Origin of the sequence: Brucella sp. 22210, assembly GCF_052045675.1 — a bacterium.
Classification (GTDB): Bacteria; Pseudomonadota; Alphaproteobacteria; order Rhizobiales; family Rhizobiaceae; genus Brucella.
The window spans coordinates 73,725-95,860 of the sequence record NZ_JBQEPD010000008.1; the positions used below are offsets into that span (position 1 = coordinate 73,725).

Here is a 22,136-nt window from a genome sequence, read left to right on the forward strand (position 1 = left end):
GCCGGGCGGACTTTATCGCCCTGCACGGTTGCGAGGGGGTATCGCATCTTGGAAAATCGTCTGCCGGAAATGTCGGCGCTCCTGTTGTTCTTCATTGCACGGAGCGGATCATGAAAAATCATCGCAGAGGCTTCGTGATTGCCACGCTCGAGCAATATGCCGGGTTGCTGTGCAATTTTCTGACGGTTGTTGCGGTCTCGCGTTTTCTGGGGCCGAGCGAGACAGGCATGGGCGTCGTGGGCCTCAGCGTTGCGGCGATTGTGTTTTCGCTGCGCGAATTCGCCAGCGCTGAATTCCTGATCCGGATCGAGAAGGTCGAGGATCGCGATATCCAGACGGCATTCACGTTTTTGATGAGCGTTACGGCGGTTCTTGCGGTGGCGCTCTTTCTGGCGCGCGACTATTTCGCCGTCACCTATCACGACCCCATGCTTTCACTCTTTCTCACAGTCACCATCATCGCGGCGGTGATCGAAAGCGTTTCATTGCCGGTTGTCGCGCTGTTACGGCGCGACATGGCCTTCGGCGCTCTGGCGCGCATTCGCACGGCAGGTTCGGTTTGCGGCGCAGCCGTCACGATCGCGATGGCCTGGTGGGGTTTCGGTCATATGTGCTTCGCCTTCGGTTCACTGGCCGCGGCGGCAGTCACCACCGCTTTTGCGGCAGCGCTCTATCCATTGGCCCGCCTCTTGCGCCCGTCGCTTGCCAGTATCGGCACGGCCTGGCAGTTCAGCATGTATCTGGGCAGCAGCGCAGGCCTGAGCAAGATTTGCGAGACGTTTCCGCAGCTTATGCTGGGGCGTTTCATGCCTGCCGCCTCCGTCGGCATCTATAATCGCGCCAATACGTTGAGCGGTTTGCCCGACCGGGTGTTTCTATCGGCGATCTTCACCGTCGCCTTTCCAATGTTGTCCGCGCAGGTGCGGGCCGGTGTGGATATAGCGCAGTCTTATGTGCGAGCGCTGTCCTATATTTCGGTGGTTTACTGGCCAGCGCAGATGCTTCTGGCGCTGCTCGCCTATCCGGCCGTGCATATAGTGCTGGGGCCCGACTGGTATGACGCAACGCCGATTGTCGTGATCATGTGCCTTGCCAGCGTGTTCTGGATTCCCATCATCCTGACCTATCCGTTGCTGATGGCGCTGGGAGCCAATCGCGATGCCTTCGTGTCCAACCTGATTTCGCGTGTAGTGACCACAGTCATTCTCTGCGTCGCCGCCTATCATGGCCTGATGGCGGTCGCGCTCAGCCTGTTCATCAGCACGCCGTTCCAGATGGTGATTTCCGTGGTCTATGTGCGCAAGCACGTGCCGTTCTCCTATCGGATGTTGGGGGCGGAACTGTTGCGCAGCGGCTTTGTCACGCTTCTCACCATGGCCATTCCGCTCGCAATGGTCGCGGCTGCGGGTACGCTGGAAGTTCATTGGGGCATGGGCATCGCCATCGGCCTTGCAGGTGTTGCCAGCTGGCTTGGTGCGGTGTTGATCACGCGCCATCCTTTCGCATCGGAAATCACGCCGGTTCTCGGATGGGCGTTGAGCCGGGTTGCGAGCCGCCTTGGCCGATTTGGGCGCGGGCGTTTTCCCACCTCCACGCCAGCTGAATAAGGAGATTGAGGATGGGGCAGCCAAGTGTCGATGTCGTCATTCCGAATTACAATTATGGACGCTATCTCGGCATCTGTGTTCGCAGCGTGCTGTCGCAGGATATCGAGAACCTGCGGGTGCTGATTATCGACAATGCTTCAACGGATGACAGTGCCGACGTGGCGCGTGCGCTGGCTGCGGAAGATGCGCGGGTGGAGCTATTGCTCAGACCAGTCAACAAGGGGCAACACGCCTCGTTTAACGATGGTATCGATTGGGCGAGCGGCGACTATTTCGTTCTGCTCTGTTCTGATGACTTTATTGTTCCCGGTGCGCTGCGCCGGGCGCTGGCGGCCATGGAAGCAGACCCGACGATCGCCTTTTCCTATGGACGCGACGTTGCTGTGAATGGCGATGCGCCGATCCCCGCCATTCCGTCCCAGCCGGACAATGTGCCTTGCCGCGTCGAGACCGGCACCGCCTTCATCGAGCGCTTTTGTCGGCTCGGCGTGTTTCAGTTGCCGGGTTCTGCGATGGTTGTCCGTACTGCGGCGCAGAAGGCTGCGGGACATTATGTCGAGGCGCTGCCGCATAGCGACGATTATCACATGTGGCTGCGGCTTGGATTGCAGGGGAGGATTGCCGAACTGGACTGTGTTCAGGGCGGTACGCGCTCGCACGGACATAACCGCTCCCAGCAATTGCGCGACACGCATCTGCTGCATATCCAGCACACGGCGGATGCGGGCGAGTATTTCTTTGCCCGCGAGGGGCGTGTTCTGCCCGATTGCGACGCCTTGCATCGTATGGCGCGTCGGGGCATCGCCGAACGGGCCTACTGGTCGGCCATATCCCACATGATGCGTGGTGATCCGGCCTGGTGGCAGCTTTTGAAATATGCGGTTTCCCAGCGGACGCAGACGGCCTTTATCCCGCCAGTCAACTATCTGTTGCACCGGCCCGATACTAAGCGGCGATTGCGTAGCTATGTCGATACGATGTTAGCTCGCCCTCTGGCGGCGGCTGGGCGCCGCTAACAGGACGCCTTTTCGCTTTGTGAGAAGTTGGGCGCGCAGGGTCTCTTCCTGTTGTGCGAGCTTCAGCCGGTATTGCGCCACTCCGGCTTCGACTTTTTTGGCCAGTTCTTCACGCCGCTCGAACATGTCGTCGATCTGGGCCAGAATGGTTTGCGTGTCGAATCGTTCGATATGGTGGCCAAAGCCGTCCAGGCCCGTATCATGCAGCAATGCTTCGTTTTTTGCGGCATAGCCGAGTGAGATCGCCGGACGCCCCATGGCGAGGGCGCAGACGATGTTGTGATAGCGGCTGGCAACCACGATATCGGTTTGCGCGATTTGCTGCATCAGCTCATGCAGGGACGCGACGGGCTCAACGATGATCTTCGCTGCATCCGGTGATTGAATCCGCGGCATCAGATCGTTGATGGCCTGAAGGTCGCCCTTGTCGCCGGTGAGCAGCCGCACTTCGCGCCCGCTGGCCAGAAGCTTGTCAGCCAGTGCGGCGACTTTGCCGAGATAGGTTTCATAGATATCCGAGGCGTTGGCCTCATGCCGTTTCCAACCACGATAGGTCATGACGCCGAGGCCCACGCGTCTGGCAACGCGGTCATGTACCGCATTGCTGGCGGGTGGCAGCGCAAAGGCTATGTCTGCGCTCACCACATCGCTCCGTGAATTGACCCCGAGCGATTTCATGAAGTCATGGGATATTTCATCGCGATAGGAGCGGAATGCTGCCGTGAGTGCGGCCTTGCGGAAGAAGAAGCGGCTGACCGGATGGTCGGCAGGCCCTGCGCCAACGGAAACGAAGGCGAGTTTGGCACGGCCAAGACGTGCAGCCAGACACCAGCGCATGATGACGAAAGGCCAACCGAACGGCCCTTCATTGAAATCGTCGAGGATGCCGGTGCCGGGCACGATGATGAGATCAAGACCGTGTGCAACCGAAATGGCGGTAAGAAAACCGGCCAGTCGTCGCGGCAGCTTCAGCAGCGCCTTGTCGAGCAGGCGGAACAGGTCGCTTTCGAGCGCGGGGTTTCCCACCGGCACGGTCGCGACATTGTACTTTTCTGAAATGATATCGGGGCGCGCGCAGATGCATAAGAGATCCGCATCGGGGCAGTTGCGTTTCAGTAATTGCAGCATGGCTTCCAGAGAGCCGTCATTGCCTGCATTGCCGGAACCGAACTGTCCGAAAAGGCCAATTTTCATGCGGGTGTCTCCAGAAGCGCCCCCAAAGCGCCAAGTGCACGGTACTCTTGGATTACCACGCGGGAAAACTGGCAGAAGGGGGAAGCCCATCGTCTAATGTAGGATGGTGCATACCTCTCTTACCCCTCATGGCCAGAATGCGCCTGCCTGCAAATTCGATACACTGGCAGCGGTATATCAACTTGCCCCCTCGATATACCGGAACAAGGCTTCGAGGGACATTTTCCCTCGAAGTCTGTTTCCGGGGCTATGGGGTGTTTACGATGAAATGTGCCTACTTCGTGCGCCCGCACATAGGCGGGACATATTCGGTGTTCACGCGGATGCGTGCGTCGCTTGCGCGCTCGGACATTGAGTTGCGCTGGCTTGCGACGGGTGCTGCGGGCGATACCGTTAGCGTGCCCGAAGGGCAGGGGCTGGAGGATGCCGAACGGCAGGGCGATGCCATTGACCGGATGGGTGTTCTCGATGAAGAAACCCGGGCCAAGCGCATTGTGGATTTTCTACGCGATAATTGCTTCGACGCTGTTTTCGTCAATGTGCTGTCGCAGCGCTTCGAAACCAATCTCGTGCGCTATCTGCCCGCCGATATTCTGCGCATCATGATCGTCCACAGCATCACGCCCGGCACCTACGAGGCGGCGCGCGCAATCCGCGATCATGTTCATGCGACGGTCGGCGTGTCCAGGCGCTGCCGCGACGATCTTGTGCGCGGCTATGGTTTCGATGCCGGGCGCACGCTGGTCATCCCGAACGGGTTAAGCCGCGATCCGCATGTCGGGCGTGCGCCATCGCGTAGCGCGGATGGGAAGCCAATCCGGCTTTTGCATCTTGGCCGTATAGACGACAGTTCCAAAGGTGTGTTCTGGCTGCCGGGCATTCTGCGGCGGCTCACCTGTAATTACCATCTGACGATTGCAGGCGATGGACCGGACCTTGAAGCGCTGCGCCACAAGCTCGAACCGTTTGGCGACAAGGTCAGCTTTACCGGCTGGGTTGCGCCCTCTGATGTTTCATGGCTGGTCAGCCAGCACGATGCGCTGGTCATGCCGTCGCGCTATGAGGGGTGCCCGATGACGCTGATGGAAGCGATGAGTCAGGGGTGTCCTGCCATCGTGTCGCGCATTGCGGGTGTGACAGATATGATCGTCACCGATGGTGAAGACGGGATGCTTTTTCCCATTGGCGATTGCACGCGGGCCGCGCAGCAGATCGATCGGCTAGCTGGTGATCCGCATCTCCACAATCGCATGGCGGAAGCCGCCGTCCAGAAAGTCACGTCAACTTTCGACAGCGATATTGTCGGGGGCGCTTACGTAAACCTGCTGCAACAATTGCACCGGGAACGCCCCGAAATTGCGCCGCCATTGGCGTTGTCGCAATGGTCCATGCCGAACGCGCTGCATAAGAATTTGCGCAGTCACTTGCCGCAACCGGTCAAGAACTGGCTGCGTCGCGTGCGGGAGAGGGTAAATGCTGGATGGTCCGCTGCGTAATCAATGGGCTGTAAGCCCTGGCAATTGAAGGATTTCGCCATGAATCTGTTCACATCGCAGTTTCGCAACTCCCAATTGCTGGGCAGCAAGGCCCATGCGCTTATTCCCGGTGGTTGCCACACCTATGCCAAGGGCGACGATCAATACCCGGTTCTGGCTCCGGGGTTCATCCAGCGCGGCTGCGGTTCGCATGTCTTTGATGTCGATGGCAATGAATATATCGAATATGGCATGGGCAACCGGGCCGTGGGATTGGGCCATGCTTATCCGCCGGTCTTGAAGGCTGTGCGCGATGCGCTGGAGGACGGGTGCAACTTCACGCGCCCAAGCGCCATCGAAGTGGATTGCGCGGAGCGCTTTCTCCAACTGATCGACACTGCCGAAATGGTCAAGTTCTGCAAGGATGGTTCGGACGCCACATCCGGCGCAATGCGTCTGGCGCGCGCCTATACCGGGCGTGACATGATTGCCTGCTGCGGGGATCATCCGTTCTTCTCCACCGATGACTGGTTCATTGGTACGACGAAGATGAATGCTGGCATTCCGGCATCGGTCTCTGCCCTGACTGCAACCTTCCGCTATAATGACCTTGGCAGCGTAAAGGCTCTGTTTGAGGATTATCCGGGGCGTATTGCGGCCATCATTCTGGAACCGGCGCGTGCCGATGATCCAAAGGACAATTTTCTGCATGAAGCGATGCGCATCGCCCATGAAAATGGTGCGCTCTTCGTGCTTGACGAGATGATTACCGGCTTCCGCTGGCACAGGCAGGGGGCCCAGAAACTCTACGATATCGTTCCGGATCTTTCCTGTTTCGGCAAGGCGCTCGGTAATGGTTTTGCCATTTCGGCGCTTGCAGGCAAGGCGGAATATATGCAGCTCGGCGGCCTCAGCCAGACCGAGTTCCCGCGTGTGTTTCTGCTGTCGACCACGCATGGCGCCGAGACCCACGCTATGGCCGCCGCCATGGCGACAATGGCGGTTTATCGCGATGAACCGGTCATTGAGCACCTGTACGGACAGGGGGCCAAGCTTGCCAGCGGTATGAACGAGGCGATCACCCGTCATGGCTTAAGCAACTATGTCAGCACGGTTGGGCGTGCCAGTTGCCTCGCCTATGCGACGCTGGACGAAACCGGCGCGCCATCACAGGCATTCCGCTCTCTGTTTATTCAGGAGACCATCCGGCGCGGCGTGCTGATGCCGTCACTGGTGGTCAGCTATACCCATAGCGATGACGATATTGCGAAGACGATCGATGCGATTGACGGTGCGCTGGGCATCTATGCGCGGGCGTTGAATGACGGTGTCGGGACCTATCTGACCGGACGTCCATCGCAGGTGGTCTATCGCCGCTTCAATGAAAGCGCGAATGCATGTCCGCCCGCGATGCTGTGAGAGGAATGCTGGCAGGTCTATTTGGACTCCTGACGCTGGTTGGAGCGGCGCAAGCGTCCGCAGAGGCCAGGCTTCCGATCCATGTCAGCGAAAACCACCGTTATTTTGAAGACGCATCGGGCAAACCATTTTTGATGCAGGGCGATACCGCCTGGTCACTGATCGTCCAGCTCAAACGCGATGACGTTGATCTCTACTTGAAAGACCGTCGCAAACGCGGCTTCAACACTTTGTTGATCAATCTTCTGGAACATCAGTTTTCCAGCAACCCGCCTGCCAATGCCTATGGCGAAAAACCGTTTAAAGACGCGGCATTTGGCGAAATCAATCCACGCTATTTTGACCACGCCGCATGGGTGATCGAACGGGCGCAGGCGCTTGGTTTTGTCGTTCTGCTGGCCCCGGCCTATCTCGGTGCCAATGGCGGCGGGCAGGGCTGGTATCTGGAAATTGAAGCGGCAGGACCAGAACGGATGCGCGCCTATGGCGAAGCAGTTGCGCGACGTTTTGCCAAATATACCAATATTGTCTGGGTGTTGGGCGGTGATTTTGATGCGCCGGATAAACGGCTGGTGTCCAGTCTGGCGGAAGGCATCGCTGCTGTTCTTCCGGATGCGCTGCAAACCGTGCATACGCGGCGCAATACCAATACCGCCTCGGTCTGGTCCGACGCCAAGTGGCTCTCCATCGATACCGTCTATGACTATGATGATGTTCACAGCGCGGTGCTCGCGCAGACCAAAGATAACCGAATGCCGGTCATTCTGATTGAAACGCTCTATGAAAACGAGCACGGCACAAAGGCGCAGTTGATACGCCAGAATGCCTATGGTGCGCTGCTGGCTGGAGCAGTTGGGCAGCTCTTCGGCAATAGTCCGATCTGGCACTTTAGCGGACCGGGCGTGTTCGACTCTGATCGTGACTGGCGGCAGGAGCTGAACAGTCCGGGTGCACGGTCGATGACGGTTCTGCGAAAGCTGTTTGCCGTCCTGCCATGGACCGATCTTGAGCCCGACCGCAGCGGTCAGATTACCAATGCGCCGAACCTTTATGCCGCATCGTTTTCAGGCGGGACGGGAGCCGTGATCTACGGTGAAGGGGGCAGCTTTTCCGTCAGCAAGGCTGTTGTGAAAACAGGCGATGATATCGTCTGGATCGACCCTTTTTCCGGTGTGGGAACTCAAGCGGCCACGCCGCGGGAGGATGGCCAGACGCTGGCCTTTCGTACCCCCGCAGAAAAGAATGCTGGCGGTGACGGCGACTGGATATTGCTGATCGGCAAGCCCGGCCAGTTTGGCCCTGACCGAAAGGGGTAGGCGCTACGCCCTTTCGCTGCTGTGCACCCCGCTTGTCTTTAACCGGATATGCCTTCGGTCAAATCGCTACCCCCACTGGCGCGTGATTAACTTGGATTATTGGGGATGCAGAGGAAACGAACATGAAAGTGCTGGTTACCGGAAGTCAGGGTTACATCGGATCGGTCATGGTGCCGATCCTCGTTCATGCGGGCCACGAGGTGTCGGGCTACGACATTGGTCTTTACGAACATTGCCTGTTCGAAGAAGGTGGAGCGGTCGTGAATGTACCCACGCTGCGCAAGGATGTGCGCGATGTGTCGCCACGCGATCTGGAAGGTTTCGATGCAGTCATTCATCTGGCTGCGCTGTCGAACGACCCGTTGGGCAATCTCAATGAAGAACTGACCTATGACATCAACCACCGCGCCAGCGTGGCGGTGGCTAAAGCCGCCAAACGCGCGGGCGTGGGACGTTTTCTTTTCGCATCGTCATGCAGCAATTATGGCATCAGCGATGCCGACCTTATCGACGAGACCGGCGAGCTGAAGCCGGTGACGGCCTATGGTCGCTCGAAGGTGCGCGCCGAGCAGGAGATCAGGGAACTGGCCGATGCAGATTTCTGTCCGGTCTATTTGCGGCCCGCGACAGCCTATGGCGTGTCGCCTTTTCTGCGCTTCGATATTGTGTTGAACAATCTCGTCGCCTGGGCTGTGACCAAGGGGCTGATCTATCTCAAATCGGATGGCACGCCATGGCGGCCTATCGTGCATATTCGCGATATTTCCCGGGCTTTCATGGCGGCCATGGAAGCACCACGCGAGAAGGTCTTCAATGAAGCCTTTAACGTTGGTTCCACCGAACACAATTACCGCATTCGCGACATTGCAGGCATTGTCGCCGAGACAGTGCCCGATTGCCGGATTGAATTTGCGGAAGATGCCGGGCCGGATACCCGCTCCTACCGTGTCAGCTTCGAGAAATTGGCACGGGTTCTGCCCAATGCAAAGCCGCAATGGGATGCTGCGGCCGGTGCGGAAGAACTGCTCGCGGCCTATAGTCGCTCGACCTTGACGCTTGAGGAATTCGAAGGGCCGCGGTTCCAGCGCATCGCCCATATTCGCAAGCTTCTGGAGGAGGGCGTTCTCGATAGCGATCTGCGGCGCGTCGAGCTTATGCAGCAGCCGCTAAGAGCAATCGCATGATGGATGCGCGGCCTGGCACAGCAGACATGCGCCGGTCTCCGGACGGACAGGCGATCTACGATCTGGCCGCGCAACTTTATCCGATCTGTCGCAGTCTGACGGGCGAAGGCGTGCGGGAAACGCTCGCCATTATCGGTGGATATCTGCCGCTGGAGTTCCATGAAGTGCCAACCGGCACGCCACTTTTCGACTGGAAAGCACCGCAGGAATGGGTGATCCGCGAAGCCTATTTTGCAGATAGCAACGGCCAGCGGATTGTCGATTTTGCGCGGCACAATCTGCATGTCGTGAATTTCAGTATTCCTGTGCGAACAAGGCTTTCTATGGAAGCCTTGAAGAGCCACATTCACACACTGCCCGATCAACCTGACCTTATTCCTTATCGCACCTGTTATCATGCGGAGGACTGGGGTTTTTGCATGGCGCATAGCGACTTTCTGGCAATGGCCGAGGGCGAATATGATGTGGTCATTGATGCCGAGCGGCGCGACGGCGCGCTTGTCTTCGGGGAGTTCATTCATCGCGGAACAACAGACGAGACTTTTCTCATCTCCGCGCATCTTTGCCACCCCTCCCTTGCCAACGATAATTGCTCCGGACTGGCATTGCTGGCGCTTCTGGGAGCGGCGCTGAAAGCTCGCTCCACGCGGCTGACTTATCGCTTTCTGTTCGGCCCGGCGACATTCGGCGCGCTTGCGTGGTTGCGCCAGAACGAGCCCAATCTTGATCGTGTTACCCACGGCCTGGTCCTGTCCTGCGTTGGCGATGACGGCGGGCCAAATTACAAGCGAAGCCGCCGCGGCAATGCCGCGATCGACCGGATCATGGGGCAGGTGCTCGCGCAGTCCGGTCTGGCTGGCGCGACGATGCATGATTTCTGGCCCTATGGATATGATGAAAGGCAGTTCTGTTCGCCGGGATTCAACCTGCCGGTGGGTCTGTTTCAGCGCAGCCTTTATGGCACTTTTCCTGAATATCACACCTCTGCGGATAATCTGGATTTCATCAAGCCGGAATGTCTTGAGCAATCCTTCAATATCGTCATGCAGGCCATTGAAATAGCGGAACGAAACTGGGTTCCGCTCAACACATCGCCCAAGGGTGAACCGCAGCTCGGACGTCGGGGCCTCTATGGCAAAACCGGCGGCGACAGTCGCGCCGCGCAGGAAGCGATGGCCATGCTCTGGGTTCTCAATCTGGCCGATGGGAGCGCGTCGCTTCTCGACATGGCCGAGCGGTCGAAATTGCCTTTCGCCACGCTTGCCGGTGCTGCGGACAGATTGCGCGATGCCGGATTGCTGATCGAGGGAAGTTAGCTGCCCTAGATTAAGGGCCAAGAGCGATCCTTGTCTGAAATGACACTGGGCTGGTTCGGCCATGGTATGCCGAGCGCGGGATCATCATAGCGCAGGCCTGTCGCATGGTCCGGCGTGTAGGGATGCGAGATCATGTAGCGGATGAGGACATTATCGGTAAGCGCCTGAAATCCATGGGCGCAGCCTTCCGGGATATAAAGCTGCACGCCGTTCTCCGCCGAAAGCTCCAGGCCAACCCAGCGCATATAGGTGGGCGATTTAGGCCGTATATCCACCAATACATCCCAGACGGTGCCTTGCAGGCAGGTCACCAGTTTCGTCTCAGAATGCGGATCGTTTTGGTAATGCAAACCGCGCAAGGTGCCTTTCTCCCGCGAGAAGGAAAGACTGTGCTGCGGATAGTGCGTTTCCATCTGCCGTTCGGCAAAAGCCGCTTCGGAATAGACGCGCGTAAACCAGCCGCGTTCATCTTCCATCCGTTCCGGCTCGATAGACCAAGCACCATCGATGTTTAAAGAAGTAAACTGCATCTATTTGCCCCGTTTCCGCCTGCCAATATTCTGACAGCGTGGTCAGAGCTCGGTAGAGCCTTCTTCGAGGGACGATCTTCACCTTCCGGGGTAGATGCCTCCTCCCGATAGGTGAGCCGCCTACGCCCTTGCTCGCCCTATGACGCAAGGCGGGTGAGGATTGGCAATATCCCTACGGCGATGGCTGCGCCCAATGGTATGTGCGTCGCGCTCCAGATGGCAGTCTCGGCAATCTTTAGACCGCTTAGTAGTTTGGGTCATCCGGTGCGGCGCGCGTATCTGGCCGCGACGGTGCCTGCTCAAAGCAGCCAAGTCGATACCAGTTTTGGGACCAGTGTATTCGTGGCCATTGTAAGGGCCAGAGCCGAGGGGGTGTGTATGACCATCCAGACACCGGATATTTCGCGGAGCAAAAGCATGACGCAAGAGCGGACCGGCTGTCGCCTGTGCGGTAAATTGCTCAAACACACATTTGTGGATCTGGGCATGTCGCCGCCCTGCGAAAGCTTCGTTGCCGCCGATCAGCTAGACCGCATGGAGCCTTATTATCCGCTCTATGCGCTGGTCTGCGATCATTGTTATCTCGTGCAGCTGAAAGAGTATTTTTCGCCTGCCGAGATTTTTACGGAATATGCCTATTTCTCGTCCTTCGCGACCAGCTGGGTGGATCACGCCAGAGTTTATTGCGAAGCGATCACTGAAAGGCTGGAACTGGATGAAAACAGTTTCGTCGTCGAGGTCGCCAGCAATGACGGCTATCTGCTCCAGCATTTCCTGCCGAAGGGTATTCCGGTTCTGGGGATAGAACCTGCCGCCAATGTGGCGCAAACAGCTATCGCCAAGGGCGTGCCAACCCGGGTGGACTTCTTCGGCGCGCAACTGGCGCTGGAAATGCTCGGCGCGGGCCAAAGCGCCGACCTCATCATCGGTAATAATGTTCTGGCGCAAGTGCCTGATCTGAATGACTTTGTGCGCGGTATGCAGCTTCTGCTTAAGCCCGAAGGCGTTATCACGCTGGAGTTCCCGCATCTTGCCAATCTGATAGAGTTCAACCAGTTCGACACCATCTATCACGAGCATTTCTCGTATTTCTCGCTGCTGACAATCCGCTTCATGGCGCATAGGCACCATCTGAAGATCATCGATGTCGAGGAAGTGCCGACCCATGGCGGATCGTTGCGGGTCTATCTGGCGCGCACCGGCAGCAAGCGGAAGGCGTCGCCCCGGGTGGCGGCACTTCTCAAGAAGGAAGAGAGCTTCGGCCTCAACGATATCTCGACCTATGAGCAGTTTGCGGAGAAGACGCGCCATGCCAAGCGCGATCTCCTGTCCTTCCTGATCGCAGCCAAGAATTCCGGCAAAAGCATTTGCGGTTACGGCGCACCGGGCAAGGGCAATACGCTTCTCAACTATTGCGGTATCGGCACGGATTTTCTGGATTTCACCGTAGACCGCAATCCTTACAAGCACGGGCGCTATACGCCCGGCATGCACATCCCGATCTATGACGTATCGGCGATAGACAAGTACAAGCCAGACTACATCCTCATCCTGCCATGGAACTTCAAGGATGAGATCATCCGGCAGATGCAGCACGTGGTCGAATGGGGCGCGAAATTCATCATCCCCATTCCCCATGTCCGATTGATCGATCCAGCTCTGATTACAGAGGAGCGTTAGTCATGAAAGTCGTTCTGTTTTGCGGCGGTCTTGGAACCAGAATCCGCGAATATTCGGAAAATGTGCCAAAGCCGATGATCCCGCTCGGCCATCAGCCGATCCTGCATCACGTCATGGAATATTACAGCGATTACGGTCACAACGACTTTGTGCTCTGCCTCGGCTACAAGGCCAATGTCGTGAAGGACTTCTTCCTGACGATCCGTCCGCAGACTTTTGCGGATTGCGTGGTCTCCAATGGCGGGCGCAATGTCGAATTGCTGGAAGAGGTGGATCGCGACTGGAGCGTGACGCTGCTCGACACCGGCATCTGGCGCAATATCGGCGAACGCCTGTGGAGCGCGCGCAGCCATGTCCAGAATGAAGACATGTTTCTGGCCAATTACAGCGATGGTCTGAGTGACGTCGATCTCGACGATATGACGCGGCGTTTTCAGGAAAGTGGCAAGATAGCCTGCTTCCTCGCTGTGCGCCCGCCGCTGACCTATCATCTGGCGGATATTGCCGAAGGTGGGGCCGTGCGGGCTTTCCGGACATCGAATACCTCCGATATCTGGATCAATGGCGGCTATTTCCTCTTCCGCAAGGAAATTTTCGATTACATGCGGGAGGGCGAAGAGCTAGTGCTGGAACCGTTCAGCCGTCTTATCGCCGACAATCAGCTGATGGCGTATAAATATGAAGGCTTCTGGCGGTCCATGGACACACTGCGCGACTGGCAGACGCTGGAAGACATGGTCGAAAAGGGCGATATGCCCTGGAAGAAACACAAGGCGGAGCAGCGCGCTGCCAACATCGCCATAGCGCTATGATCGACCTGCGTTCTCTCGCCAATCCGGGGAGGCCGCTTCAGGTCCTGTGTCTGGGCGCGCATTCGGACGATATCGAAATCGGCTGCGGGGGAACGCTCCTCAGCCTCATCGAAGCAGGAACGCCGATGCACATCGAATGGTGTGTGCTGTCCGGCAATGAAGAACGGCGCGTCGAGGCGGAGGCTTCGGCGCGCGATTTTCTGCGCGGTACGGAAAATCCGGGTATCCGTCTCGCGATGTTCGAGGATAGCTACTTTCCGGCGCAGATGCGCGAGATCAAGGCATGGCTGATCGAGCAGCGCAGTCGCCAGACGCCGGATGTCGTATTCACCCACCGGCAGGGCGATGCACATCAGGATCATCGCACGCTCAACGAACTGACCTGGAATCTCTTCCGCGACCAACTGATCCTTGAATATGAAATACCGAAATGGGATGGCGATCTCGGCCAGCCCAATGCCTACTCAGCGCTTTCGGCTGCGATCCTGGAGCGCAAGGTCGAGCTTTTGATGAAGCATTTCGGCACGCAGCGCTCGAAAGACTGGTTCGATCCCGAGACCTTTCGCGGTCTCGCGCGATTGCGCGGCATGGAATGTCGCGCGCCGGAAACCTATGCCGAAGCCTTCCATATGCGCAAGCTGCGACTGTTTTAGCTCTGTCTGGAGATACGAAAAAGCCCGTTGCGCTGGGAGGAGGAGTGCGCAACGGGCTGATTGGTAAAGCGCGATTGGGAGGAGGAGTATCGCGCTTCGTGTCCGGTTTCTGGGAGGAGGAGTGAAACCGAACAATGCGAAAATAGGTGCGGAGTCAGGTGTTTACAAGGGGACATCCTGCACGGCAGCTATGCAAATTTTAAAGGGCTAAAAAAGAAACCGCCCCGCAGCGGTCTAGCGCGCTGGGGCGGTCACTCCCTCCTCCAAGTGGAGCACACAATAATGAGGGAGTTTCCAAAAGCAAGCCCCTAACAAAACTCTATAAATTTCAGAAAATACTGAAATCTATGAAGCTAATAGAGCAGATCGCATATGTTCTGCGGATGGCTGGCCTTGTCTCGACTGAGTTGCCGGAAGTCCATGCAAAAATCATGATTGTCTGCCCAGCAAAAGACCTTCCTAATATTTGATATAATTTGTGGACTACCTAATTGTTGCGAGGCCGCATGGAATGGTCGTGACCATGCAACGCGGGTGACAGCTGTGAATTTCGGTCGCGGTCACGCTGTTTTTTGCAATTGCCATTTCCATTTTGGAACAGGTGTGATTATGTGCGATCGCTTCAGTCGAAGGAATCAAAAGCTTGAATTCCTATCGTCCGATATGCTGGAGCGGCTGAATTTTAGACGGCCCTTTAAAAAACTGCCGTTGAGGCCGGGTTTTAGAAAACCCCTGTGATCTCGGATATTTAGCCAGACAACCACCCCAATTAATTGGGTGAATTATCTGCTTTGATCACGCAATCTTTCACGCTGGAACCCTTTGTTGGTTTTAGAATCGGTCTTTACCCGCCATTTTTTCCCTGCGTGCACTCCTGAGAGCTCGCCCGCCTCGCGCCCCTAAGCCCCCCGCCCAAACGCGAGGCGGTTCCTTGTTTAGGAACCACTGATTTTCCCCGAAAATACAACTAAGCAATCTTGCCGGAATCAGTTGGCTTTATTCCGTCTCTCTGCCGTTGCAACGCGCGCGGCCTCGGTTTTGGATAAAAACCGCAGTCACGTTTTAAGACTTAACGCAGCGTCAGATTTGATTGGGATTTAAGCGTAAATCTGAAGCGCTTTCTTCTGTGGAAGACGCCGAATAGCCCGGCTGACGCCCTATTCTTCGGCTACCCTCAAGTCAGTTGAGTCGATTGGCGCTTGAAGCGTGCCACGGCTTTGAATGCATGCAGCATCGGGTCCGGCTTCATGCTTGCGCGTCTTCGCCTCTATTGAGGGCGCGCATGGGCAGGATGCCAGCCAGAAATTAACCATCTGTTAACCATTCCGCATATAGATCGAGTAAACCGTTTTTTAACCAAGATGAATCAAGTGCTAACACAATCCCGTCCGATCCGTTTGAAAGGGCGCTCCTTTCTTGCGCTGGTGCTCTCGCCTGAACTGCCGTTGGACGGCTGGCTCGACAGGCTGGACGATCTTGCCGCGCGTTCGGCAGGGTTCTTTCTGAATCGCCCGGTCGTGCTTGATCTTGAGAATCTGGTTATCGAACGGATGCAGCTGGTTCAGCTACTGGAAGATCTTGCAGGTCGCGGTGTCTGGATCACGGGTTTTGAAAATGCGCGTCCTTCGCTTCTCGGGCCTGGCATGCCGCCAGCCTTGCGTGGCGGGCAAGCGGCAGCGGATTTCAATCCCGAGGTGAGCGAGCCTGCAGCGCCTTCCAAGCCGGTTGCTGCGGCAGCACCTGCCAATGTGCAACTGGTCAAGGCCGTGCCTTCGATGGTGGTGACGGAGCCTGTGCGCTCTGGCCAGTCCATCTATTTCCCGGACGGCGATGTCACGGTGGTTGGCTCTGTTGCTTCGGGTGCGGAAGTGGTCGCGGGCGGTTCGATCCACGTCTATGGCGCGCTGCGTGGTCGTGCGATGGCCGGCACGGCAGGCAATTCCAATGCGCGCATTTTCTGCCGCAAGATGGAAGCAGAGCTTGTCGCAATCGACGGCCTCTACAAGACGGCTGAAGACATGGAAGCCAGATTGCGCGGGCAGGCGGTGCAACTGTGGCTCGATGGCGATTACATGATGGCCGAAACGCTCGGCTGATCGATTTATTGAAAAGAAATCATGCCCGGTTGGGCGGGCAATACTCTCATAAGGCGTGCGGGAGCTACAGGAGACCAATATGGCAAAAGTAATTGTTGTAACTTCCGGCAAGGGTGGCGTTGGTAAAACGACATCCACTGCAGCCATCGGCGCCGCTCTTGCGCAGCGTGGCGAAAAGACTGTCGTTATCGACTTCGATGTCGGTTTGCGTAACCTCGATCTGGTGATGGGCGCCGAACGCCGCGTGGTGTTCGATCTGGTGAATGTCATTCAGGGCGATGCGAAGCTGCCTCAGGCGCTCATTCGCGACAAGCGTCTCGATACCCTGTATCTGCTGCCTGCCTCCCAGACCCGCGACAAGGACAACCTCACGACCGACGGCGTCGACCGTGTGATCGAAGACCTCAAGAAGGAATTCGACTGGATCATCTGCGACAGCCCGGCTGGTATCGAGCGCGGCGCTACCCTCGCCATGCGCCATGCCGACATGGCCGTTGTGGTGACCAATCCGGAAGTGTCGTCGGTGCGCGATTCAGACCGCATCATCGGCCTTCTCGACGCCAAGACTCTCAAGGCTGAACGTGGCGAACGGGTGGAAAAGCATCTTCTGCTGACCCGTTACGACCCGATCCGGGCCGAACGTGGCGACATGCTGAAAGTCGAAGACGTTCTTGAAATCCTGTCTATCCCGCTTCTGGGCATCATCCCTGAAAGCCAGGATGTGCTGCGCGCATCCAATATTGGCTCTCCAGTGACGCTTGCCGACCAGCGCAGTGCGCCGGCTCTGGCCTATCTGGATGCAGCTCGCCGTCTGGCGGGCGAAGAAGTGCCGATGACTGTTCCATCCGAAAAGCGCAGCCTTCTGGGCAAAATTTTCGGAAGGAGAGCGGCATGAGCCTATTTCGATTCTTCACCAAGCAGGCTTCCGCGCCGATGGCGCGCGAACGTCTGCAAGTTCTGCTGGCGCACGAACGAGCGTCCGAGGGCCATTCCGATCTTGTGGCGGTGCTGAGGGAAGAGATTCTGGCGGTTATCGCCAAGCATATCCAGATCGATCGCGAGAAGGTCAGCGTGAAGATGGATCGGGGAGATCAGATGTCGACATTGGAAGTCGATATTGAACTTCCCTTGAAGCAAAAGGTGCGGGCAGCCTGATCTTCAAAGCATTTCCAGCTCATACTGTGAGGTTTTGTGTCTGGATATGCCTCAATACAATGTGCGGGGGCGATAATGGAGGGATATTTCCATGAACCGCGGCACACTTCTTATCCGTCTGAAAGAGCTTCAGGAACTGCCTAAGTTTCAGAAGCGCGATATCTGTACGGTAAGCGCCTTTCTACCTCTAGAAGCTCTGGCAGAACATGTCAGGGTGTGCGAGGAGGCGGCAGGCGTAGCGCAAACGGGGCAGGATCATTGATCCTGCCTTTTTCATCGGCTCACGTTTTTTCACGGCACGGCGAAGTGCGTCTGCAAATAGCAGCCGAGAAGCAGAAGGACGACCGCAGCCGCTATGAGAGCCAGGATTTTCATAAAATAGCATTCGCTCAATCTCCGCTCACGTTCAATAAAACTGATGGTGATCGAAGCGCGGGTGTTTAAATGACTGGTCAGACGGCGTTCTGAAGCAGCTCGCGCCGCGCTGTCGCAACAACCTGCTGCGTTAAATCCGACAGCCGGTCTGCCGCGAGGCGATTGACCTGCCAATAGAGCGGCACGTCGAGCGGTGTGCCGGGTACAAGCTCGACCAGCTTACCGGATGCAAGGTGGTCCTTCACCAGCACGACGGGGTTTACGCCCCAGCCCATGCCGTCAAGGCTCGCTTCGACAAACCCTTGGGTGGAGGGCAACCAGTGGGTCGGACAATTAATGTCCGCCTTCAGGTTTTCCTTGATCCAGCGGTCCTGTAGCCGGTCTTTCTGGTTGAATGTCAGGGCAGGAGCGGTGGCCAGCGCTTCGCTTGTCACGCCGTTCTTGAAGTGTCGCTCAATAAAGTCCGGCGATGCCGTCGCACGGTATCGCAGCGTACCGAGAGGAACGGTCCGGCAGCCTTGCACCAGCTTGGCATGAGACGTCACGGCCGCCAAAACCCGCCCGCGCTGAAGCCATTCGGCTGTGTGGTCCTGATCGTCTACCGCGACATTGAGTAGGTGATCGGATTCCTTGCTAAAGGCCGAGATGGCTTTCAGAAACCAGGTGCCGAGACTGTCCGCATTGGTGGCGATATTCAGCGTGACGCGTTGCTTGAGATCGTCCGCACCTGCAAGGGCTGGCAACTCTTCAAGCAATTCGCGTTCGAGCATACCCACCTGTTCGATGTGACGGCAGAGCCAGTCGCCTTTTTCGGTTGCGGTACAAGGCGTGCCGCGCGAAATGAGCACCGTGCCGAGCCGCTCTTCCAGATGTTTTACCCGCTGGGATATGGCCGATGGCGTGACATTCAGGGCGCGGGCCGCTTTCTCGAAACTGCCGGTTTGTACGACCATGGCCACGGCGCGCAGTGCGGAATAATCGATCATTAGTCTATCTTAATTTGGATTAGCATCTTTAACTATACTAATCCAGCCGAGGCATATATCCAAGCGCTACTAACCATTCCGAATTGCGTGGTGTTCAGCGAGGCTGAACCATGCTTCACAGCGAGCTGAAATGAATTTTTCCGTTTATCTGACGGGCCTGACCATGGGCCTCAGCCTGATTGTAGCCATCGGCGCGCAGAACGCTTTCGTTCTGCGTCAGGGACTGCGCGACGAGCATGTTTTCGCGGTGAGTCTTGTCTGCGCTGTGTCGGATGCGGTGTTGATTACGCTGGGGATCACCAGTTTCCAGAAGATCGCGGCGGCGCTGCCCGCCATTGACCCGATCATGCGTTATGGCGGCGCTGCCTTCCTGATTTGGTACGGTGCGCGGAGCCTTTATTCGGCAATCACCTCGTCCACAGCGCTTTCGACCGGCAATGGAGGCACGACGGGCTTATGGAAGGTCATTGCTACCTGCCTCGCTCTCACATGGCTCAATCCGCATGTCTATCTGGATACGGTCGTTCTGCTCGGCACCATATCCACCCAGTTTCCGGGTCTTGAAAACTCGTTCGCTTTGGGCGCGATCACCGCTTCGTTTGTCTTTTTCTTTTCGCTGGGCTTTGGTGCGCGCTGGCTGCGCCCTGTCTTTGCCAGACCGTCATCCTGGCGTGTATTGGAAGGCGTGATTGCTTTTGTGATGTGGGCAATTGCGTGGAAGCTGCTGACCGGCGCGTGAGCACCGGTCATTTCAGATCGTCAGGACTGTTCTTCCGGCTGGCGTTGCTGAATGCGCTCGGAAACGAAGGTGTGCAGCGTGAAGGAGGTTGCCGGGTTGTGATCCGGTGACTTTGGAAAGCCCTTGAGGTCCTGCGGTGCAATGCCAAACCGTTCCTTGAAGAATTTGGTGAACTGCGCGCGGTCAGAGAAGCCGCAGGCATAAGCGACTTCCTTCATGCTCAGCTTTCGTCCGCCGTCATTGATGAGGCGTCGGTACGCAAGATCGAGCCGTTTGTTGCGGATTAGCTTGGTGACACCGCTGTCAGGCTCAAATGCACGATAAAGATGTGAATGCGACAGCTTGAACTGCTGCATAATGGTCTTGGGCGAAAGGTTCGGGTCGGCCAGATTCGCGTCGATATGGTCGAGCACGCGCTGGCGCAGAGGCAAGCTGACAGCCAGATATTCTTCCAATGTGAAAGCCTGTCTGTTGATGGCCGCTTTGAGCAGCACCATCAGGGATTCCTGTATCTCGGGATAATCATTCTGGTCGATCGTATCGATGATCCGGTCGAGCGTGAGAATGAAGTTGAACAGGATTTTGTTGGTTGCGACATTGGAAGGCAGCACCAAACCGTGCAGGTTCTTTCCCGGAAAGGCTTTGTTGAGTTCCTTGCGCGGGATGGCCAGCGTCACGCGCGCGCCGGCGTCCTTCTTGCTTGTCATCACCTGTGTCAGATCGAGAAGGAAAATATCCCCGGGCTTCACCTCGACGCTTCTACCGTTGAAGTCGCCTCGATAGTCGCCAGCCAGCACGAGCTGCAACAGATAAAGGTCGAGGTCCGTCTTTGCAATAATTTTTGGCGTCCGATCACAGAACTGATTGCTGAATGTCGTATTGCCAACCACCATGTTTCCGAACAGTCGCGAGCGGACAGAACCGCTCATGACCTTTTCATCGTTTTCAAGGGTTGGTGTTACCTCATAAATGATAGACGATGTCTCCCGCCAGAAATCATTGCGGTTTTTTTCGTCGACCATATCTGCCGATATATAATGGCCGGTCTTCATATGCCCCACCCCCGACAGTTATCAGCCGATAACGCTGCATGCGGACATTCCCATGCAGTCGGCAGGCTTCAAACTGTGTCGTATTACTCCCGAGTTGTTCTCGAATCTATCAAATTTGCCTCCAAAAACGCAACATGGGACAAAATTACTCTACATTGGGGATTCTAATGTATTGCCAGCGGAGTTTCGTAGGTTATTTCTATCTATTTAGGTCTTCTATTTTTTAGCTGTTGTTAAAATTTCAAATTTTAAAAATAAACTTTGAAAACAGAAAAATCAGAATCCAAGTGTCTTTAATAGAAGTAATTTTTCGGAGTGCATATAGGGCGTGTTCGGATTCTACGGAGCGAGTTTTTCTTATATTTGAAGAATTTGGCTGACAAATAGGGTTGAATTATACAATGAGTGCAATTCTGGATTGTCGAAATTTCATTCTATTTGCGACAAAAAAAGTCGCTTTTTGCAGGTTCGCTGTTGAAATTATCCCCTGCAAAAATTCGATGCCAACTAACGGGTAGGGGGGCCGCTGGCACCCTTCGTACACGAATGCGCTCAACATGTTGGGAGTGCTGCGTTCGGACGATACTGCTTTCGTTTTCGCAACAAACCGCTTTATTAGAAAGGATCGATAATGATCGTAAGGCGTAAAAGGCAGCTGCTTGCTTGCATGGTGGCGCTGGCGCTTGCCTCGCCGGTGCAGCTGGCGTTTGGCCATGACTGGGGCCACGACCACTGGGATCATCACGACCACGATTTCCCGCCCTTTGGTCATGACCACGATCATGATTTCCATCACCATCATGACCATGCAGGTGCTGCCGTTGCTGCGGGTATTCTCGGTCTGGCCGTCGCGGCGGCTATTGCCGACAATGGCAGCAACCGTCCGCACGATGTTTATGCCCCGCCGCAGCAACCATTATATGCGCCGCCGCCTCCTTATCGCTTAAGCAACGGCAATACCTGCTACCCGGCGCAGCGGGCCTGTTACCTTCCTAACGGCCATTATGCAGGCATCACCACCCATACACAGTTCGGCAATTAGGACATATTATGAAATTTCATCATTTTTTGCTGGGCGCAGTATTGCTCGCAACCTTTCCAAAAACGGCTTTTGCCGAAGACGCGTCCAATCATCGGCTTCATGCCGCGTGGGATGCGTTGGCCAAGGGCGAGGGCGAATTTCTCACATCGAAGCAATTTGCGAGCCTGAACAATCTCGCATATCAAGCAGCCATCGTGCGAATTTGCGACGGGCATGAGCTTGACCATGATGCCTTCCGCAACAGGATCCAAGACGTCATCAACGATTCCGACAAAAAGCTTAGCGACGAGCAGGCCGACTTGCGCGAAGCCGCTGTTCTTGTGGCTTTTGGTGCGCGTTTTGGTTTGTTTCTGGCCGAAGGCAGTGACGACAGCAAAGCTGGCTTTTGTGCGTCCGCTGACGAGATCAAAGCCTCCAAGGACGTTTCTGTTCTAGCCAAGTAAACCACCGAACAAAAACAAAGCCTCCCGCGTGGTTGATGTCCACGCG

21 protein-coding genes are annotated in these 22,136 nt (G+C 56.5%); 17 read left to right on the plus strand and 4 right to left on the minus strand.

Features of this window, described 5'->3' with window-relative positions:
* Positions 1 to 110 precede the first annotated feature (110 nt).
* Positions 111 to 1,607 (plus strand): oligosaccharide flippase family protein, encoded by a 1,497-nt coding sequence (locus tag ACTJKP_RS12425; RefSeq protein ID WP_151588976.1) that lies wholly within the window; start codon positions 111 to 113, stop codon positions 1,605 to 1,607.
* 11 nt (positions 1,608 to 1,618) lie between these two features.
* Positions 1,619 to 2,623 carry a glycosyltransferase family 2 protein gene (locus tag ACTJKP_RS12430; protein ID WP_440630873.1) on the plus strand — a complete coding sequence of 335 codons (1,005 nt, stop codon included), beginning with the start codon at positions 1,619 to 1,621 and terminating at the stop codon, positions 2,621 to 2,623.
* Here ACTJKP_RS12430 and ACTJKP_RS12435 read toward each other — a convergent pair.
* Positions 2,588 to 3,817 carry a polysaccharide pyruvyl transferase family protein gene (locus tag ACTJKP_RS12435; protein WP_440630874.1) on the minus strand — a complete coding sequence of 410 codons (1,230 nt, stop codon included), beginning with the start codon at positions 3,815 to 3,817 and terminating at the stop codon, positions 2,588 to 2,590. The genes ACTJKP_RS12430 and ACTJKP_RS12435 overlap by 36 nt on opposite strands.
* Before the next feature lie 263 nt (positions 3,818 to 4,080).
* Here ACTJKP_RS12435 and ACTJKP_RS12440 point away from each other — a divergent pair, with 263 nt between their 5' ends.
* The 5 genes from ACTJKP_RS12440 (at position 4,081) to ACTJKP_RS12460 (ending at position 10,527) form a co-directional block, all read left to right on the plus strand.
* Entirely contained in the window at positions 4,081 to 5,313 is a 1,233-nt protein-coding gene (locus tag ACTJKP_RS12440) for a glycosyltransferase family 4 protein (RefSeq protein ID WP_440630875.1), read from the plus strand.
* Positions 5,314 to 5,352: 39 nt separating this feature from the next.
* Positions 5,353 to 6,711: a glutamate-1-semialdehyde 2,1-aminomutase gene (locus ACTJKP_RS12445; protein WP_440630876.1), complete on the plus strand. Its 1,359-nt coding sequence runs from the start codon at positions 5,353 to 5,355 to the stop codon at positions 6,709 to 6,711.
* Positions 6,690 to 8,027, plus strand: coding sequence for an apiosidase-like domain-containing protein (locus ACTJKP_RS12450; protein WP_440630877.1), 1,338 nt, complete (start codon positions 6,690 to 6,692; stop codon positions 8,025 to 8,027). Before ACTJKP_RS12445 ends, ACTJKP_RS12450 begins: the two co-directional genes overlap by 22 nt.
* A gap of 122 nt (positions 8,028 to 8,149) precedes the next feature.
* Positions 8,150 to 9,211: an NAD-dependent epimerase/dehydratase family protein gene (locus tag ACTJKP_RS12455; RefSeq protein WP_151588986.1), complete on the plus strand. Its 1,062-nt coding sequence runs from the start codon at positions 8,150 to 8,152 to the stop codon at positions 9,209 to 9,211.
* Positions 9,208 to 10,527 (plus strand): DUF4910 domain-containing protein, encoded by a 1,320-nt coding sequence (locus ACTJKP_RS12460; RefSeq protein WP_440630878.1) that lies wholly within the window; start codon positions 9,208 to 9,210, stop codon positions 10,525 to 10,527. Before ACTJKP_RS12455 ends, ACTJKP_RS12460 begins: the two co-directional genes overlap by 4 nt.
* A 5-nt stretch (positions 10,528 to 10,532) precedes the next feature.
* Here the strand turns inward: ACTJKP_RS12460 and rfbC are convergent, their stop codons facing one another.
* Positions 10,533 to 11,057 carry a dTDP-4-dehydrorhamnose 3,5-epimerase gene (gene rfbC / locus ACTJKP_RS12465; RefSeq protein WP_440630879.1) on the minus strand — a complete coding sequence of 175 codons (525 nt, stop codon included), beginning with the start codon at positions 11,055 to 11,057 and terminating at the stop codon, positions 10,533 to 10,535.
* A 378-nt stretch (positions 11,058 to 11,435) separates the two neighbouring features.
* On the opposite strand from rfbC, the gene ACTJKP_RS12470 reads away from it, so the two are divergent.
* From ACTJKP_RS12470 to ACTJKP_RS12500, 7 genes are all read left to right on the plus strand, one after another.
* Complete coding sequence (locus ACTJKP_RS12470; protein ID WP_078339199.1) at positions 11,436 to 12,737, plus strand: class I SAM-dependent methyltransferase; 1,302 nt, start codon at positions 11,436 to 11,438, stop codon at positions 12,735 to 12,737.
* Between the two features lie 2 nt (positions 12,738 to 12,739).
* Positions 12,740 to 13,549, plus strand: a complete 810-nt coding sequence (locus tag ACTJKP_RS12475) for a sugar phosphate nucleotidyltransferase (protein ID WP_440630880.1) — start codon at positions 12,740 to 12,742, stop codon at positions 13,547 to 13,549.
* A complete protein-coding gene (locus tag ACTJKP_RS12480; protein ID WP_440630881.1) occupies positions 13,546 to 14,202 on the plus strand; it encodes a PIG-L deacetylase family protein in 657 nt (218 codons plus the stop codon). The genes ACTJKP_RS12475 and ACTJKP_RS12480 overlap by 4 nt, the downstream gene beginning before the upstream one ends.
* 1,361 nt (positions 14,203 to 15,563) lie before the next feature.
* On the plus strand, positions 15,564 to 16,298 hold the full coding sequence (gene minC, locus ACTJKP_RS12485) for a septum site-determining protein MinC (protein ID WP_440630882.1): 735 nt from the start codon (positions 15,564 to 15,566) through the stop codon (positions 16,296 to 16,298).
* Positions 16,299 to 16,377: 79 nt separating this feature from the next.
* Positions 16,378 to 17,193, plus strand: coding sequence for a septum site-determining protein MinD (gene minD / locus ACTJKP_RS12490; protein ID WP_078339194.1), 816 nt, complete (start codon positions 16,378 to 16,380; stop codon positions 17,191 to 17,193).
* Positions 17,190 to 17,453 carry a cell division topological specificity factor MinE gene (minE, locus tag ACTJKP_RS12495; RefSeq protein WP_440630883.1) on the plus strand — a complete coding sequence of 88 codons (264 nt, stop codon included), beginning with the start codon at positions 17,190 to 17,192 and terminating at the stop codon, positions 17,451 to 17,453. The genes minD and minE overlap by 4 nt, the downstream gene beginning before the upstream one ends.
* A gap of 91 nt (positions 17,454 to 17,544) precedes the next feature.
* A complete protein-coding gene (locus tag ACTJKP_RS12500) occupies positions 17,545 to 17,715 on the plus strand; it encodes a hypothetical protein (protein WP_171058666.1) in 171 nt (56 codons plus the stop codon).
* A 190-nt stretch (positions 17,716 to 17,905) separates the two neighbouring features.
* On the opposite strand, the gene ACTJKP_RS12505 is transcribed toward ACTJKP_RS12500, so the two are convergent.
* Positions 17,906 to 18,814 (minus strand): LysR family transcriptional regulator ArgP, encoded by a 909-nt coding sequence (locus tag ACTJKP_RS12505; RefSeq protein ID WP_440630884.1) that lies wholly within the window; start codon positions 18,812 to 18,814, stop codon positions 17,906 to 17,908.
* A gap of 130 nt (positions 18,815 to 18,944) precedes the next feature.
* Between ACTJKP_RS12505 and ACTJKP_RS12510 the strand changes: the two genes are divergently transcribed.
* Entirely contained in the window at positions 18,945 to 19,553 is a 609-nt protein-coding gene (locus ACTJKP_RS12510) for a LysE/ArgO family amino acid transporter (protein ID WP_440630885.1), read from the plus strand.
* 20 nt (positions 19,554 to 19,573) lie between these two features.
* Here ACTJKP_RS12510 and ACTJKP_RS12515 read toward each other — a convergent pair whose 3' ends face one another.
* Positions 19,574 to 20,605: a helix-turn-helix domain-containing protein gene (locus tag ACTJKP_RS12515; RefSeq protein WP_440630886.1), complete on the minus strand. Its 1,032-nt coding sequence runs from the start codon at positions 20,603 to 20,605 to the stop codon at positions 19,574 to 19,576.
* A gap of 631 nt (positions 20,606 to 21,236) precedes the next feature.
* Between ACTJKP_RS12515 and ACTJKP_RS12520 the strand changes: the two genes are divergently transcribed.
* Together ACTJKP_RS12520 and ACTJKP_RS12525 are read left to right on the plus strand one after the other, a co-directional pair.
* Entirely contained in the window at positions 21,237 to 21,647 is a 411-nt protein-coding gene (locus tag ACTJKP_RS12520) for a hypothetical protein (protein WP_139364379.1), read from the plus strand.
* Between the two features lie 116 nt (positions 21,648 to 21,763).
* Positions 21,764 to 22,090: a hypothetical protein gene (locus ACTJKP_RS12525; RefSeq protein WP_440630887.1), complete on the plus strand. Its 327-nt coding sequence runs from the start codon at positions 21,764 to 21,766 to the stop codon at positions 22,088 to 22,090.
* Positions 22,091 to 22,136 lie beyond the last annotated feature (46 nt).